Raw genomic sequence first — 12,670 nt, 5'->3', positions numbered from 1 at the left:
AGAATTTTACCCTCGTCTTTTAAATCACTTGCGAGAGGTTTTTTATGCACGATCCGTTCGAACAGTCTTTGCGTGACATGCTCAATGCCTCGCCGTCCAACCGGGACGACGATGCTTGCCTGGGTCGCGTCTTGAAAACCGCCAACCGCCAGGTCGGGGCGGGGGATCTGTTCGGTCTGCTTGGCCGCTGGTTGCCGGCGTTGATGATGGCCTTGAACAATGGTTCGGCCCATGTCTCACCGGTTTCCCGTCGTAAACCTCTTGCACGCACTGCTGATAAGGCTGAATGAATATGGAACTCGATCTCTGGACCCAGAGTCTGGTAACTGCAATGACTGCGTTGTGGACCAAGGTGGCGAATTTCATTCCCAACCTGTTTGGTGCACTGGTGGTGGTACTGCTGGGTTTTGTCGTGGCCAAGCTGCTTGACACCCTGCTTTCCAAATTGCTGGCTAAGCTGGGTCTTGATCGATTGATGGGTGGCACCGGCCTGACCAAGATTTTGGGGCGTGCCGGGTTGCAAGTGCCGATCTCGACACTGATCGGCAAGATCGTTTATTGGTTTGTTTTGCTGATTTTTCTGGTTTCTGCGGCTGAATCCCTTGGACTTGAGCGAGTTTCAGCTACGCTCGACATGCTGGCGCTGTATTTGCCGAAAGTATTCGGTGGCGCGCTGGTGTTGCTGGTAGGGGTTTTGCTGGCGCAACTGGCCAATGGCCTGGTGCGTGGGGCGGCTGAAGGCGTGGGTCTGGATTATGCCAGCGGCCTGGGGCGAATTGCCCAGGGTCTGGTGATTATCATCAGTATTTCGGTCGCGATCAGCCAGCTGGAGGTCAAGACCGACCTGCTGAACCATGTGATTGTGATTGTTTTGATTACCGTTGGTCTGGCCGTTGCGCTGGCCATGGGACTGGGAAGCCGGGAAATTGCCGGGCAGATTCTTGCGGGAATCTATGTGCGTGAGCTATATCAGGTTGGGCAACAAGTGCGTGTGGGCGAGGTCGAAGGGCAGATCGAGGAGATCGGCACGGTCAAGACGACAGTGCTGACGGACGATGGCGAACTGGTGTCGCTTTCGAACCGGATCCTGCTGGAACAGCATGTGACTAGCCGCTAACCCGGCGAATCCTGCTAATGTACGCCGCCGCAAACCTGGGTATCCAGGCCATGGCGGACATTGACCTGACTGTCGGCACGACTTGTTTTGAATAAAGCCCAAACGCTGTCCACGCGCTATGACCCCCGTGAGCTCTCTGATGAGGAGTTGGTCGCGCGCTCGCACACGGAGCTGTTTCACGTAACACGCGCGTACGAAGAATTGATGCGCAGGTATCAACGCACTCTGTTCAACGTTTGTTCAAGGTATTTAGGGAACGATAGAGATGCGGATGATGTCTGTCAGGAAGTGATGCTCAAGGTGCTATACGGCCTGAAGAACTTCGAGGGAAAATCGAAGTTCAAGACATGGCTCTATAGCATCACGTACAACGAGTGCATCACGCAGTATCGGAAGGAACGGCGAAAGCGTCGCTTGATGGATGCTTTGAGTCTGGACCCCCTTGAGGAAGCGTCTGAGGAAAAGGCGCCTACCCCGGAAGAAAAGGGCGGACTCGATCGCTGGTTGGTGCATGTGAATCCGATTGACCGGGAAATTCTGGTGCTACGATTTGTCGCAGAGCTGGAGTTTCAGGAGATCGCTGACATCATGCATATGGGTTTGAGTGCTACAAAAATGCGTTACAAACGCGCTCTTGATAAATTACGTGAGAAATTTGCGGGCAGCACTGAAACTTAGTGCGTGGCAAATATCTCTTACGTGTAGGCAAGTTCTGTTAGACTTGTCGCCGAGTTGTCCCCCGGTATGTGGGACTGCTTTACAATCACCAGATGGGGATTTAACGGATGAAACTGAAAAACACCTTGGGCTTGGCCATTGGTACTCTTATTGCTGCCACTTCTGTCGGCGCTCTGGCACAAGGCCAAGGCGCAGTTGAAGGCCAGCTGTTTTACAAAAAGCAGTTCAACGATAGCGTCAAACATATCGAAGACGGCTTCAATCCTGGCGCCAGCATCGGTTACTTCCTGACCGACGACGTGTCGATCAACCTGAACTACGACACTACCAACCACACCCGTTCGAACGACGGTACTGGCAACCAGAAGATCAAAGGTGATACCGGCAGCGTTACTGCCCAGTACCACTTCGGTCAAGCTGGCGTCGACTCCCTGCGTCCATACGTAGAGGGCGGTTTCGGCCACCAGAGCCGTACCAACGTGCAGGCTGATGGTCACAGCGGTCGCGATCAGTCGACCCTGGCTATTGCTGGCGCTGGTGTGAAGTACTACTTCACCGACAACCTGTTCGCACGTGCTGGTGTTGAAGCTGACTACGCTATCGACAACGGCAAGTGGGACTACTCCGCACTGGTTGGCCTGGGCGTAAACTTCGGCGGCAACGCTGGCAAAACTGCTCCAGCTCCTACCCCAGCACCAGCTCCAGAGCCAACCCCAGAGCCAGAAGCTCCGGTTGCTCAGGTTGTTCGTGTTGAGCTGGACGTGAAGTTCGACTTCGACAAGTCGGTTGTTAAGCCTAACAGCTACGGCGACGTGAAAAACCTCGCTGACTTCATGAAACAGTACCCACAAACCACCACCGTTGTTGAAGGTCACACTGACTCCGTCGGTCCTGACGCTTACAACCAGAAGCTGTCCCAGCGTCGTGCTGACGCTGTTAAGCAAGTCCTGGTCAAAGACGGTATCGCTCCTAACCGTGTAAGCTCGGTTGGTTATGGCAAATCCCGCCCAGTTGCTGACAACGCAACTGAAGCTGGCCGTGCTATCAACCGTCGCGTAGAAGCCTCGGTAGAAGCACAAGCAGCTCAGTAATTACTGAGTTGTAGAAAAAAGCCCGGCTTAGGCCGGGCTTTTTTTCGCCTGCAATTTGCCTCAGGCCGTGGCGCTGGCCAGGGCCGCAAGCGCCTGCGTCGCTTGCGCAACCCGGCCAATCACCAGGATAGCCGGGCTCTTGAGCGCGAATTCGTGCGCATCATCCTGCATCCGGGCGAGGCTGCTGCGGCATTCGCGCTGTTGTGGCAGTGAAGCGTTTTCAATCATCGCCACCGGCATGTCATCGCTCATGCCACCTTCCAGCAATTGCCGGCGGATTTCCCCCAGTTTCGCCACCCCCATATAGATCACCAGCGTCGTGCCGCCCTCGGCCAGGGCCCGCCAATTGAGGCTGCTGTCGTCCTGGGTATGGGCCGTGACCAACGTGACGCCACGGCTGACACCGCGCAACGTCAGCGAGATATCGCAGTTCGTTGCCCCGGCCAGCCCTGCCGTAATGCCGTTGACCAACTCCACTTCCACCCCTTGCTGCCTGAGCCACGCCGCCTCTTCGCCGCCGCGACCAAAAATGCACGGATCGCCGCCCTTGAGCCGCACCACGCATTTACCCTGCCGGGCATAACGCAACATCAGGCGATGGATAAACGCCTGTGGGGTGGAACGGCAGCCACCGCGTTTGCCCACGGTGATCAGCCGTGCAGCGGGGCAATGCTCCAGCAGCGCCGGGTTGACCAGATCATCGATCAGCACCACATCGGCTTCCCGCAGGGCTCTCACCGCCTTGAGTGTCAGCAGTTCCGGATCGCCGGGGCCTGCGCCCACCAGCCAGACTTTTGCGCTCATATGCTTGCCTCACACTCTGATCGCGATTGGCTGCTTGCCACTCGCCAATAACCGTTTGATTTCCGGCACACAGGAGCCGCATTGCGTGCCGCAACCCAGTTCCTGCTTCAGCCCGTTCAGGTCCAGGCCCCGGGCAATGCCGGCGCAGACCGCGCTTTCGCTGACGTTCTTGCAGTTGCACAGCGTCTTGTTGCTGCTTGAGCCGCCCCCCGGTGGCGCACTCAATGGCGCCAACAACCAGCGGCGTAACTGCTCATCGGTGCGACCTTCCAGCCACAGGCTTTGCAGCCAGTGGCGAGCCAGGGTTTCGCCAGCCAGGCGGATCGTGGTGATACGGCCTTTTTCAATCTTTACCCGCTTGCCAATGGAGCGCCGCGGGTCGTCGTACGCCATCACGGGGCCGTCGTTGAGGCCCAGCAGTTGGTCGATCTGCTTGAGCAGTTCAAGGGCGGGCGCCTCGTGATGCGCCGCACGAATCAGCAGGGCAGGCCGCTCGCGTCCGGTCAGGCTCAGGCTGACGTAGGCAAAGCCGTCACACAGCGGTCGCAACGCTTCGAAGTGTTGCTGCACATCGCCTTCAATCAGCGCAAACAAGTGCCAGGGCAGCCGCACCGCCTCCAGGCGCACGCCGCTGTGCTTGAGTTCCGGCTGTTTGGACAGCGGGTCGAATGCCGGCTGGGTCAGCGCATTTACGCCGCCTTTAAGAAAACGGTCGCCCCAGTGCATCGGCAGGAAAGCCTGGCCGGGACGCACGCTGTCATCGCTGCCGACGGCCACAATCACGCTGCCGCGCCGGCTTTTCAGGCTGACCAGATCCCCTTCCTTCAAGCGATGGCGACGCAGTTCGTCCGGGTGCAGGCTGAGCACTGCTTCACTGACATGGCCGAACAGCTGCGCAGCGGTGCCGGTGCGGCTCATGCCATGCCATTGGTCCCGCAGGCGGCCGGTGATCAGGGTGAGTGGGAAGCGCGCGTCACGCTGCTCCTTGGCGGCGCGATAAGGGTCGGCGACAAAGTGCGCGCGGCCAGTCTCCGTAGGGAAAAATCCGTCGGTGTACAGCCTTGGTGTTCCGCCCACCGCATCGGCCGGGAATGGCCATTGCTGCGGGCCTATCCGGTCCAGCAGCGCGTGGCTGATACCCGACAGGTCCAGGTCCCGGCCACGGGTCAGCAGCTTGTATTCATCAAAGATCTGTGCCGGTTGCTCAAAGGCAAAAAGCCCCGGTTTTCCGGGACAAAGACGCTGCTCCAGGCGTTGGGCAAAATCCACGGTGATTGCCCAGTCCGGCCGCGCTTCCCCAGGTGGGGCGATGGCTCGGCGAACGTGGGAAATGCGCCGCTCAGAGTTGGTCACTGTGCCTTCCTTCTCGCCCCAGCTCGCGGCTGGCAGCAACAGGTCGGCGTAACGCGCCGTCTCGGTTGTACGAAAGGCTTCCTGTAGCACCACGAACGGACACGCTTCCAGGGCCTGGCGCACGGTGTTCTGGTCGGGCAGGGATTGGGCGGGGTTGGTGCACGCGATCCACAAGGCCTTGATCTTGCCGGCCTGCATCTGTTCAAACAATTCGATGGCGGTCAGCCCGGTGCTGGCCGGCAGTTGGTCGACCCCCCAATACGCGGCTACTTCTGCCCGATGTTCGGGGTTGGCAGCCTCACGATGGCCAGGCAGTAAATTCGACAAACTGCCGGTTTCCCGCCCACCCATGGCATTCGGCTGACCCGTGAGGGAGAAAGGTCCGCAGCCAGGGCGGCCGATGGTGCCGGTCGCCAAATGCAGGTTAATCAAGGCGCTGTTCTTCGCGCTGCCGGCGGTGGACTGATTGAGCCCCATGCACCACAACGACAGAAAACTCGCCGAGGTGCCGACCCATTCCGCACACAGGTGCAGTTGCTCGATACTGATCCCGCACAACTGCGTGACCATTTGCGGTGTGTAGTCGTGAACCAGGCGTTTGAGTTCGACCAGGCCGTCGGTATGGGCCTGGATAAAGTCGCGGTCGATCCAGTCTTCCCACAACAACAAGTGCAGGATCCCATGGAACAATGCGACATCCGTACCCGGCAAAATCGCCAGATGCAGGTCCGCCAAGTCGCAGGTGTCGGTGCGCCGGGGATCAATTACCAGCACTTTCATCTGTGGCCGGCGGGCCTTGGCTTCCTCCAGGCGTCGGAACAACACCGGATGCGCGTAGGCCATATTGCTGCCGACGATCATCACGCAGTCGCTCGACTCCAGGTCCTCGTAGCTGCACGGTGGCGCGTCGGCCCCCAGGCTGCGCTTGTAGCCGACCACCGCCGAAGACATGCACAGCCGCGAGTTGCTGTCGATATTGTTGGTGCCCACCAGCGCTCGCGCGAGTTTGTTGAAGCTGTAGTAATCCTCGGTCAGCAACTGCCCGGATATATAGAACGCCACGCTGTCCGGCCCGTGTTCAGCGATGGTTTCGGCAAACACGTTCGCCGCGTGCTCCAGGGCGGTATCCCAGTCGGTGCGGCTGCGGGCCAGGCCTTTGCCCAGCCGCAGTTCCGGGTACAACGCGCGGGCCGCGAGGTCTCCGGTGAGGTGCAGGCTGGAGCCCTTGCTGCACAATTTTCCGAAGTTGGCCGGATGACTCGGATCGCCACTGACGCCGAGGATCTGCGAGCCATCATGCTCGATCAGTACGCCGCAACCGACCCCGCAGTAGCAGCAGGTGGACGCGGTGGTCTGGCGGTTCATCAACCGGCGTCCCGCAGCGCCAACATCACCCGGCCGTTTTCCACACGGGCCGGGTGGTGATGGGCGCAGCCGACGTCCGGTGCCTGGGCCTCCCCGGACTCCAGGTCGATCTGCCAGTTGTGCAGCGGGCAGGCCACGCGCTTGCCGTAGATCAAGCCTTGGGACAGCGGGCCACCCTTGTGCGGGCAGCGGTCGTCGAGGGCGAAAACCTCGTCGTCACTGGTACGAAAAATCGCGATGTCGCCTTTTGGCCCGCTGATGATGCGCGAGCCCAGGGCGTTGATTTCTTCGAGGGCGCAGATATCCAGCCAGTTCATGCCGGCACCTCCAGCAGTTTGACGGGGATGGTGTCGAATTCCTTTTTCAGCAGCGGCTGTTCCAGGCGTTCTTTCCACGGGTCCTGCTCGAACGACAGGGAGAATTGCAGGCGTTCATTCAGTGCCTGGCGCCGCGCCGGGTCTTCCAGTACAGCCTTCTTGATGTGCTCCATGCCGACCCGTTGCAGGTAGTGCACGGTGCGCTCCAGGTAGAAGGCTTCTTCCCGGTAGAGCTGTAGGAAAGCGCCGTTGTATTCGCGCACTTCTTCGGCGGTTTTCAGCTTGACGAAGAACTCGGCGACCTCGGTCTTGATCCCGCCGTTACCGCCGATGTACATCTCCCAGCCGGAATCGACGCCGATGATTCCCACGTCCTTGATCCCCGCTTCCGAGCAGTTGCGCGGGCAGCCGGACACTGCCAGCTTGACCTTGTGGGGCGACCACATATTGAACAGGTCATGTTCCAGCTCAATCCCCAGTTGCGTCGAGTTCTGCGTACCAAAGCGGCAGAACTCGCTGCCGACGCAGGTCTTCACGGTGCGGATGGATTTGCCGTAGGCGTGGCCGGATGGCATATCGAGGTCTTTCCATACGCCGGGCAAGTCCTGCTTCTTGATGCCGAGCAAATCGATGCGCTGCCCGCCGGTAACCTTGACCATCGGCACGTTGTACTTGTCGGCCACATCAGCGATGCGCCGCAGTTCCGACGGATTGGTCACACCACCCCACATCCGCGGGACTACCGAATAGGTGCCGTCTTTCTGAATATTGGCGTGGGCGCGTTCGTTGATCAGGCGCGATTGCGGATCGTCTTTTGCCTCGCCGGGCCAGGTGGAGATCAGGTAGTAGTTGAGTGCCGGGCGGCAGGTGGCACAGCCGTTCGGGGTGCGCCAGTTCAGGTAGCTCATGGTGCCGGCGATGGTCAGCAGGTGCTGGTCGCGGATGGCCTGGCGGATTTGCCCGTGGTTGAGGTCGCTGCAGCCGCAGATGGCTTTTTCGCTTTTCGGTTTGACGTCCGCCGCGCCGCCCACGGTGTTGATCAGGATCTGTTCCACCAGCCCGGCGCAGGAACCGCAGGAACTCGCAGCCTTGGTGTGCTTCTTCACATCGTCGACGCTGAACAGCCCGTGTTCCTGAATCGCCTTGACGATGGTGCCCTTGCACACGCCGTTGCAGCCGCAGACTTCGGCGGTGTCGGCCATGCTCATGGCTTTGTCCTGGCCTTGGTGGCCTACATCGCCCAAAGCGTTTTCACCGAACATCAGGTGATCGCGGATCTCGCCAATGGCATGGTTCTCACGGATCTGCCGGAAATACCAGCCGCCGTCAGCCGTATCGCCGTACAGGCAGGCGCCGACGAGGATGTCGTCCTTGATCACCAGCTTCTTGTAGACGCCGCCAATCGGGTCGGAAAGGGTGATGGTTTCGGTGCCTTCGCCACCCATGAAATCCCCGGCGGAGAACAGGTCGATGCCGGTGACTTTCAATTTGGTCGAAGTCACCGAGCCTTGATAGCGCGCGAAACCCAGCTGGGCGAGGTGGTTGGCGCAGACCTTGGCCTGTTCGAACAGCGGCGCCACCAGGCCATAGGCGATCCCGCGATGGCTGGCGCATTCGCCGATGGCATAGATGCGCGGGTCGTAGGTTTGCAGGGTGTCGTTGACCAGAATCCCACGGTTGCACGGGATGCCGGATTTTTCCGCGAGTTCGGTGTTGGGGCGGATGCCCGCAGCCATCACCACCAGGTCGGCGGGGATCACATCGCCATTCTTGAATTGCACCGAGCCGACGCGGCCGTTGCCGGCGTCATGCAGCGCCTCGGTCTGCTCCTTCAAGCGAAACACCAGGCCACGGCTTTCCAGTTCGGTTTGCAGCAACTGGCCGCTGGTCTTGTCCAGTTGCCGTTCCAGCAGCCATTCGCCGATATGCACCACGGTCACGTGCATGCCACGCAGCATCAGGCCGTTGGCGGCCTCCAGGCCCAGCAGGCCGCCGCCGATGACGACCGCGTGCTTGTGGGTCTTGGCGGTGTCGATCATGGCCTGGGTGTCGGCGATGTCGCGGTAGCCGATCACACCCTGCAACGTATTGCCCGGGATCGGCAGGATAAACGGCGTGGAGCCGGTGGCGATCAGCAGGCGATCGTACTCGGCCTCGCTGCCGTCTTCGGCGATGACTTTGCGTTTGACCCGGTCGATCTGCACCACTTTGCGGTTAAGCAACAGCTTGATGTTGTTATCGAGGTACCAGCTCAAGTCATTGAGCACGATCTCTTCGAAGGTCTGCTCACCGGCCAGCACCGGCGACAGCAAAATGCGGTTGTAATTGGTGTGGGGCTCGGCGCCGAAAACGGTGATGTCGTACAGGTCGCTGCTCAGCTTGAGCAATTCTTCAAGGGTGCGAACCCCGGCCATGCCGTTGCCGATCATCACCAGTTTGAGTTTCTTCATGTCGTTCTCCGCAGTGGCTCGACAAATCGTGCGCAACAAAAAAAGGCGTCCCCGCTACGTAAGTAGCGAGGACGCCTTTGTCCTGGTCCCGTTCTCTCGGGAAGCCCGACCTTCGACGTTGAAGGTGCGGCTATATGTGTGTTGATGGGAAAGCTAATGCAGCGGTTGTGCCAAGTAGGATTTTGGCCGGTTTTGCTAAGTGAGGCGGTGATGTATCAAGAAATTTCGCCTCTTAGTGGTGCAACAGCCAGTACAACAGCACCAGATTGATCAGCAACGACAGCACGGCCAACGTTTGCCAGACCTTCAGCGGTTCGCGCTCCAGCAGCGGTTTTGGTCGCGTGCTCAACTCGCGGCGATCCGCCTGCTCCAGTACCAGCAACCATTCCTCGGCAGTTTCATAACGTTGCTCGGGTTGCGCGGCGACTGCGCGCTCCAGGCTCTGTTGCAGCCAGTCGGGCAGGTCGGGGCGGTAGCGGCTGGCGCCGACAGGCGTAATGAACCTGGGACGCTGGAAAGCTTCGATTTCGCCGTAGGGGTAATGCCCGGTGAGCAGGTAATACAAGGTCACACCGACGCTATACAGGTCCTGTTGCGGGGTAGGGCGTTCGCCGTTGAAGGCTTCCGGGGCGATAAAGCTTGGCGTGCCAGGCAACAGGTGCGCGCGATCCTCCGAGAGCCCGGGGCAGTAGGCCAGGCCGAAGTCCAGCACACGCAATTCGCCATCCTCGCCCAGCAGCAGGTTTTCCGGCTTGATGTCGCGGTGCAGGATCTGCCGGCGGTGCAGCAGCCCGACGGCACGCAACAGGCGCTCGGCCAGGGTTTGCCACTGCGCCAGGGGCAATGGGCCCTGGTGCTTGAACAGTTCGGCCAGGGTTTGGCCGGAGTATTCACGCATCACGTAGTACAAATGCTGACGGCCACTGGCTGGATGGACTTCAGGAAACGCGCGGCCGGCGACCCGGCGCAGGAACCATTCCTCTGACAGCAATGCCTGGGCGGCGAACACGTCATCGTCGTGGCTGAGCGGCAAGGTCTTCAGCAGCCACGCCTGTTGATGGGCATCGCGCACCCGATAGAGCAAGGACTGGCGGCTTTGCCCCAACAGCGACTCTACCTGCCAGCCTTCGAAGCGCTGGCCGGGTTTCAGGGGGGGCGGCAGGGGCCATTGCTGCAACTGCACCAGCGCATCGCCGAGGGTGGCGGCGCCAAGCTGGTCGACGCGGACCAGCAGGGCGCTGGCGTTGTCCTGGCTACCAGCCAGGTGCGCGGCGCTGACCAGGGTGTTTACCGCGAGGTCCAGGTCCGACTGTTCCCGCAGGATTGCGCTGATGTTGTTGTCATCCAGGGTCGCCCACACGCCGTCGCTGAGCAGCAGGAAACACTCGCCTGCCCGCAACTCGCCGTCGAGGAAATCCAGCACCAGATGCTGATCCAGGCCCATGGCGCGCTTGAGCACATGCTGCATGCCCGGTTGCTCCCACACATGCTCCTGGCTCAGGCGCTGCAACTGGCCATCGAGCCAGCGGTACACCCGGCAATCACCCACATGGGCCAGGGTGAAACGCTGGCCGCGAAACACCAGGACGCTGAGGGTGGTCAGCAACGGCTGGCCGTCGCCGTTGGCTTGCAGCCAGCGATTCTGGGCCACCAGCAAGCGTTCCAGGGCCTGGGCCACGCCCCAGGTTTGCGGCGTGGCGTAATAGTCCAGGGCCAGCGCTTGCAAGGTCGAGCGCGCAGCCAGTCCGCCATCGGCGCATTGGCTGACGCCATCGGCGATGGCACACAGGTAGCCTTTGCTGGCGGCCAGCTCCGGGGCGGGGGTGACCAGGCGCAAGGCGTCCTGGTTTTCCTGCCGCGGGCCGGTGGCGCTGGCCTGGGCGAAGCTCAGTTGCAGGCTCATCAGACCCGTGCAGCCGTCACCGCAGCCGAGCCCCAAGTGGTTCTCCAGCGACGCTTGACGCCGTACAGGCCGAACCAGGCCAGCACGCCCAGGCTGGCGAACAGCCACAGCGCCAACTGATAGCTGCCGGTGCCTTGCTTGATCGCGCCCATGCCCGCCGCCAGGGCGAAACCGCCGATGCCGCCGGCCATGCCGATCAGGCCGGTCATCACACCAATCTCGCGGTGAAAGCGTTGGGGCACCAGTTGGAAGACTGCACCGTTACCGGCACCCAAACCGAGCATGGTGCACACAAAAAGCGCCAGTGCTGCGTAGGAGCTTGGCAGGTTGAACCCCACCGCCGCGATGCAGATCGCTGCCACGCCGTACATGCCGAGCAGGGTGCGAATCCCGCCGAAACGGTCGGCCAGGGCGCCGCCCAAAGGCCGCATCAGGCTGCCGCCGAATACGCAGGCGGCGGTGTAGTAGCCGGCGGTGACCGGGCTCAGGCCGTATTGGTCGTTGAAATAGCCGGGCAGGGCGCTGGCCAGGCCGATGAAACCACCGAAGGTCACACTGTAGAAGAACATGAACCACCAACTGTCGCGGTCGCCCAGGGCTTTGAAGTAGTCGGCCATGGACTTGGCCTTGGGTCGTTGCGGGGCGTTGCGGGCGAGCCAGGCGAAGACGATCAGCGTCAGGATCAGCGGGATCAGTGCGAAGCCGAACACATTGCTCCAGCCAAACGCGGCGGCGAGCACCGGTGCCAGCAGGGCCGCGAACACCGTCCCGGAGTTGCCGGCGCCGGCGATGCCCATGGCCTTGCCCTGGTGCTCGGCGGGGTACCACTGGGACGCCAAGGGCAGGGCGACGGCGAACGAGGCTCCCGCCATGCCGAGGAACATGCCCAGCAGCAGGGCTTGCTCGTAGCTGTGGATTCCGAGTTTCCAGGCGACGAACAAGGCGCCGATGACAATCACCTGGCCGATCAGGCCGGCGGTCTTGGGGGAGAGTTTGTCGGCGAGCATGCCCATCAGGAACCGCAGCACTGCGCCGGCCAGGATGGGGGTGGCGACCACCAGGCCGCGTTGTTGGGTGGTGAGGTGCAGGTCGGCGGCGATTTGTACCGCCAATGGGCCCAACAGGTACCAGACCATGAAGCTCAGGTCGAAATACAGGAACGCGGCGAACAGGGTCGGGGTGTGACCGGATTTCCAGAAGCTTGATTTCATCACGCACCTCAGCGGTAAGGGGTCTTATGAGAAGGCCTGGTGATGGAACGGCTGGGGCCGCTCCATCGGCCCCGGGCTATGGGGCCAAAACGAAAAAACGCCGCCACCGGGTTCGCTGGGGCAAACCGGGTGTGCGACGTCTTTGTCGTGGAGGGGGCAACCGCCGTTGGCTACCTGTGGGGATTCTTTAGCAAGAGGTGGGCCAACAGGGGGTGGGGGCGTTGTGGTGTGGTGTGGTGTGGTGTACATATCCGTTGCTGCGGTAACGGCGGCTTAGGGTTCCGCTCTTACAGCGGGTCACTTTTGGCAAACGCCCCAAAAGTAACCAAAAGGTCTTTGCCCCACCACTCGGTGCCTCGCTTAGGCTCGGCATGCCCGCAC

Annotated in this window: 10 protein-coding genes; 4 read left to right on the top strand and 6 right to left on the bottom strand. The window is 60.9% G+C overall.

Annotated features, from left to right (window positions below; genetic code table 11):
• Positions 1 to 44: 44 nt before the first annotated feature.
• The 4 genes from HX824_RS03755 (at position 45) to HX824_RS03740 (ending at position 2,886) form a co-directional block, all read left to right on the top strand.
• Positions 45 to 290, top strand: a complete 246-nt coding sequence (locus HX824_RS03755; protein WP_003215011.1) for a hypothetical protein — start codon at positions 45 to 47, stop codon at positions 288 to 290.
• 2 nt (positions 291 to 292) lie between these two features.
• A complete protein-coding gene (locus HX824_RS03750) occupies positions 293 to 1,117 on the top strand; it encodes a mechanosensitive ion channel domain-containing protein (protein ID WP_008432650.1) in 825 nt (274 codons plus the stop codon).
• A gap of 87 nt (positions 1,118 to 1,204) precedes the next feature.
• Positions 1,205 to 1,795 carry an RNA polymerase sigma factor SigX gene (gene sigX / locus HX824_RS03745; protein WP_003215014.1) on the top strand — a complete coding sequence of 197 codons (591 nt, stop codon included), beginning with the start codon at positions 1,205 to 1,207 and terminating at the stop codon, positions 1,793 to 1,795.
• Positions 1,796 to 1,902: 107 nt separating this feature from the next.
• Positions 1,903 to 2,886 (top strand): OmpA family protein, encoded by a 984-nt coding sequence (locus tag HX824_RS03740; RefSeq protein ID WP_102605098.1) that lies wholly within the window; start codon positions 1,903 to 1,905, stop codon positions 2,884 to 2,886.
• A gap of 60 nt (positions 2,887 to 2,946) precedes the next feature.
• On the opposite strand, the gene cobA is transcribed toward HX824_RS03740, so the two are convergent.
• The 6 genes from cobA to HX824_RS03710 all read right to left on the bottom strand — a co-directional run bounded on the left by cobA (position 2,947) and on the right by HX824_RS03710 (position 12,289).
• Complete coding sequence (gene cobA / locus HX824_RS03735) at positions 2,947 to 3,690, bottom strand: uroporphyrinogen-III C-methyltransferase (RefSeq protein ID WP_003215019.1); 744 nt, start codon at positions 3,688 to 3,690, stop codon at positions 2,947 to 2,949.
• A gap of 9 nt (positions 3,691 to 3,699) precedes the next feature.
• Positions 3,700 to 6,408, bottom strand: a complete 2,709-nt coding sequence (locus tag HX824_RS03730; RefSeq protein WP_177054147.1) for a nitrate reductase — start codon at positions 6,406 to 6,408, stop codon at positions 3,700 to 3,702.
• Positions 6,408 to 6,725: a nitrite reductase small subunit NirD gene (gene nirD, locus HX824_RS03725; protein WP_003215022.1), complete on the bottom strand. Its 318-nt coding sequence runs from the start codon at positions 6,723 to 6,725 to the stop codon at positions 6,408 to 6,410. The genes HX824_RS03730 and nirD overlap by 1 nt, the downstream gene beginning before the upstream one ends.
• On the bottom strand, positions 6,722 to 9,175 hold the full coding sequence (nirB, locus tag HX824_RS03720; RefSeq protein WP_003215025.1) for a nitrite reductase large subunit NirB: 2,454 nt from the start codon (positions 9,173 to 9,175) through the stop codon (positions 6,722 to 6,724). The genes nirD and nirB overlap by 4 nt, the downstream gene beginning before the upstream one ends.
• Before the next feature lie 232 nt (positions 9,176 to 9,407).
• Positions 9,408 to 11,078, bottom strand: a complete 1,671-nt coding sequence (locus HX824_RS03715) for a bifunctional protein-serine/threonine kinase/phosphatase (protein WP_177054146.1) — start codon at positions 11,076 to 11,078, stop codon at positions 9,408 to 9,410.
• A complete protein-coding gene (locus tag HX824_RS03710; RefSeq protein ID WP_177054145.1) occupies positions 11,078 to 12,289 on the bottom strand; it encodes a NarK/NasA family nitrate transporter in 1,212 nt (403 codons plus the stop codon). Before HX824_RS03710 ends, HX824_RS03715 begins: the two co-directional genes overlap by 1 nt.
• Positions 12,290 to 12,670 lie beyond the last annotated feature (381 nt).

This window comes from Pseudomonas sp. D4002 (assembly GCF_013385665.1).
GTDB lineage: Bacteria > Pseudomonadota > Gammaproteobacteria > Pseudomonadales > Pseudomonadaceae > Aquipseudomonas.
The sequence above is the reverse complement of the archived record's forward strand: the minus strand, read 5'-3'. Positions and strand labels throughout refer to the sequence as shown.

What these genes read in the sequence shown, in the direction of transcription:
- nirD (WP_003215022.1), bottom strand. Translation starts at nt 6,725, where the DNA reads ATGAACTGGCTGGATATCTGCGCCCTCGAAGAAATCAACGCCCTGGGC.
- HX824_RS03755 (WP_003215011.1), top strand. Translation starts at nt 45, where the DNA reads ATGCACGATCCGTTCGAACAGTCTTTGCGTGACATGCTCAATGCCTCG.
- HX824_RS03750 (WP_008432650.1), top strand. Translation starts at nt 293, where the DNA reads ATGGAACTCGATCTCTGGACCCAGAGTCTGGTAACTGCAATGACTGCG.
- HX824_RS03730 (WP_177054147.1), bottom strand. Translation starts at nt 6,408, where the DNA reads ATGAACCGCCAGACCACCGCGTCCACCTGCTGCTACTGCGGGGTCGGT.
- cobA (WP_003215019.1), bottom strand. Translation starts at nt 3,690, where the DNA reads ATGAGCGCAAAAGTCTGGCTGGTGGGCGCAGGCCCCGGCGATCCGGAA.
- HX824_RS03740 (WP_102605098.1), top strand. Translation starts at nt 1,903, where the DNA reads ATGAAACTGAAAAACACCTTGGGCTTGGCCATTGGTACTCTTATTGCT.
- HX824_RS03710 (WP_177054145.1), bottom strand. Translation starts at nt 12,289, where the DNA reads ATGAAATCAAGCTTCTGGAAATCCGGTCACACCCCGACCCTGTTCGCC.
- HX824_RS03715 (WP_177054146.1), bottom strand. Translation starts at nt 11,078, where the DNA reads ATGAGCCTGCAACTGAGCTTCGCCCAGGCCAGCGCCACCGGCCCGCGG.
- nirB (WP_003215025.1), bottom strand. Translation starts at nt 9,175, where the DNA reads ATGAAGAAACTCAAACTGGTGATGATCGGCAACGGCATGGCCGGGGTT.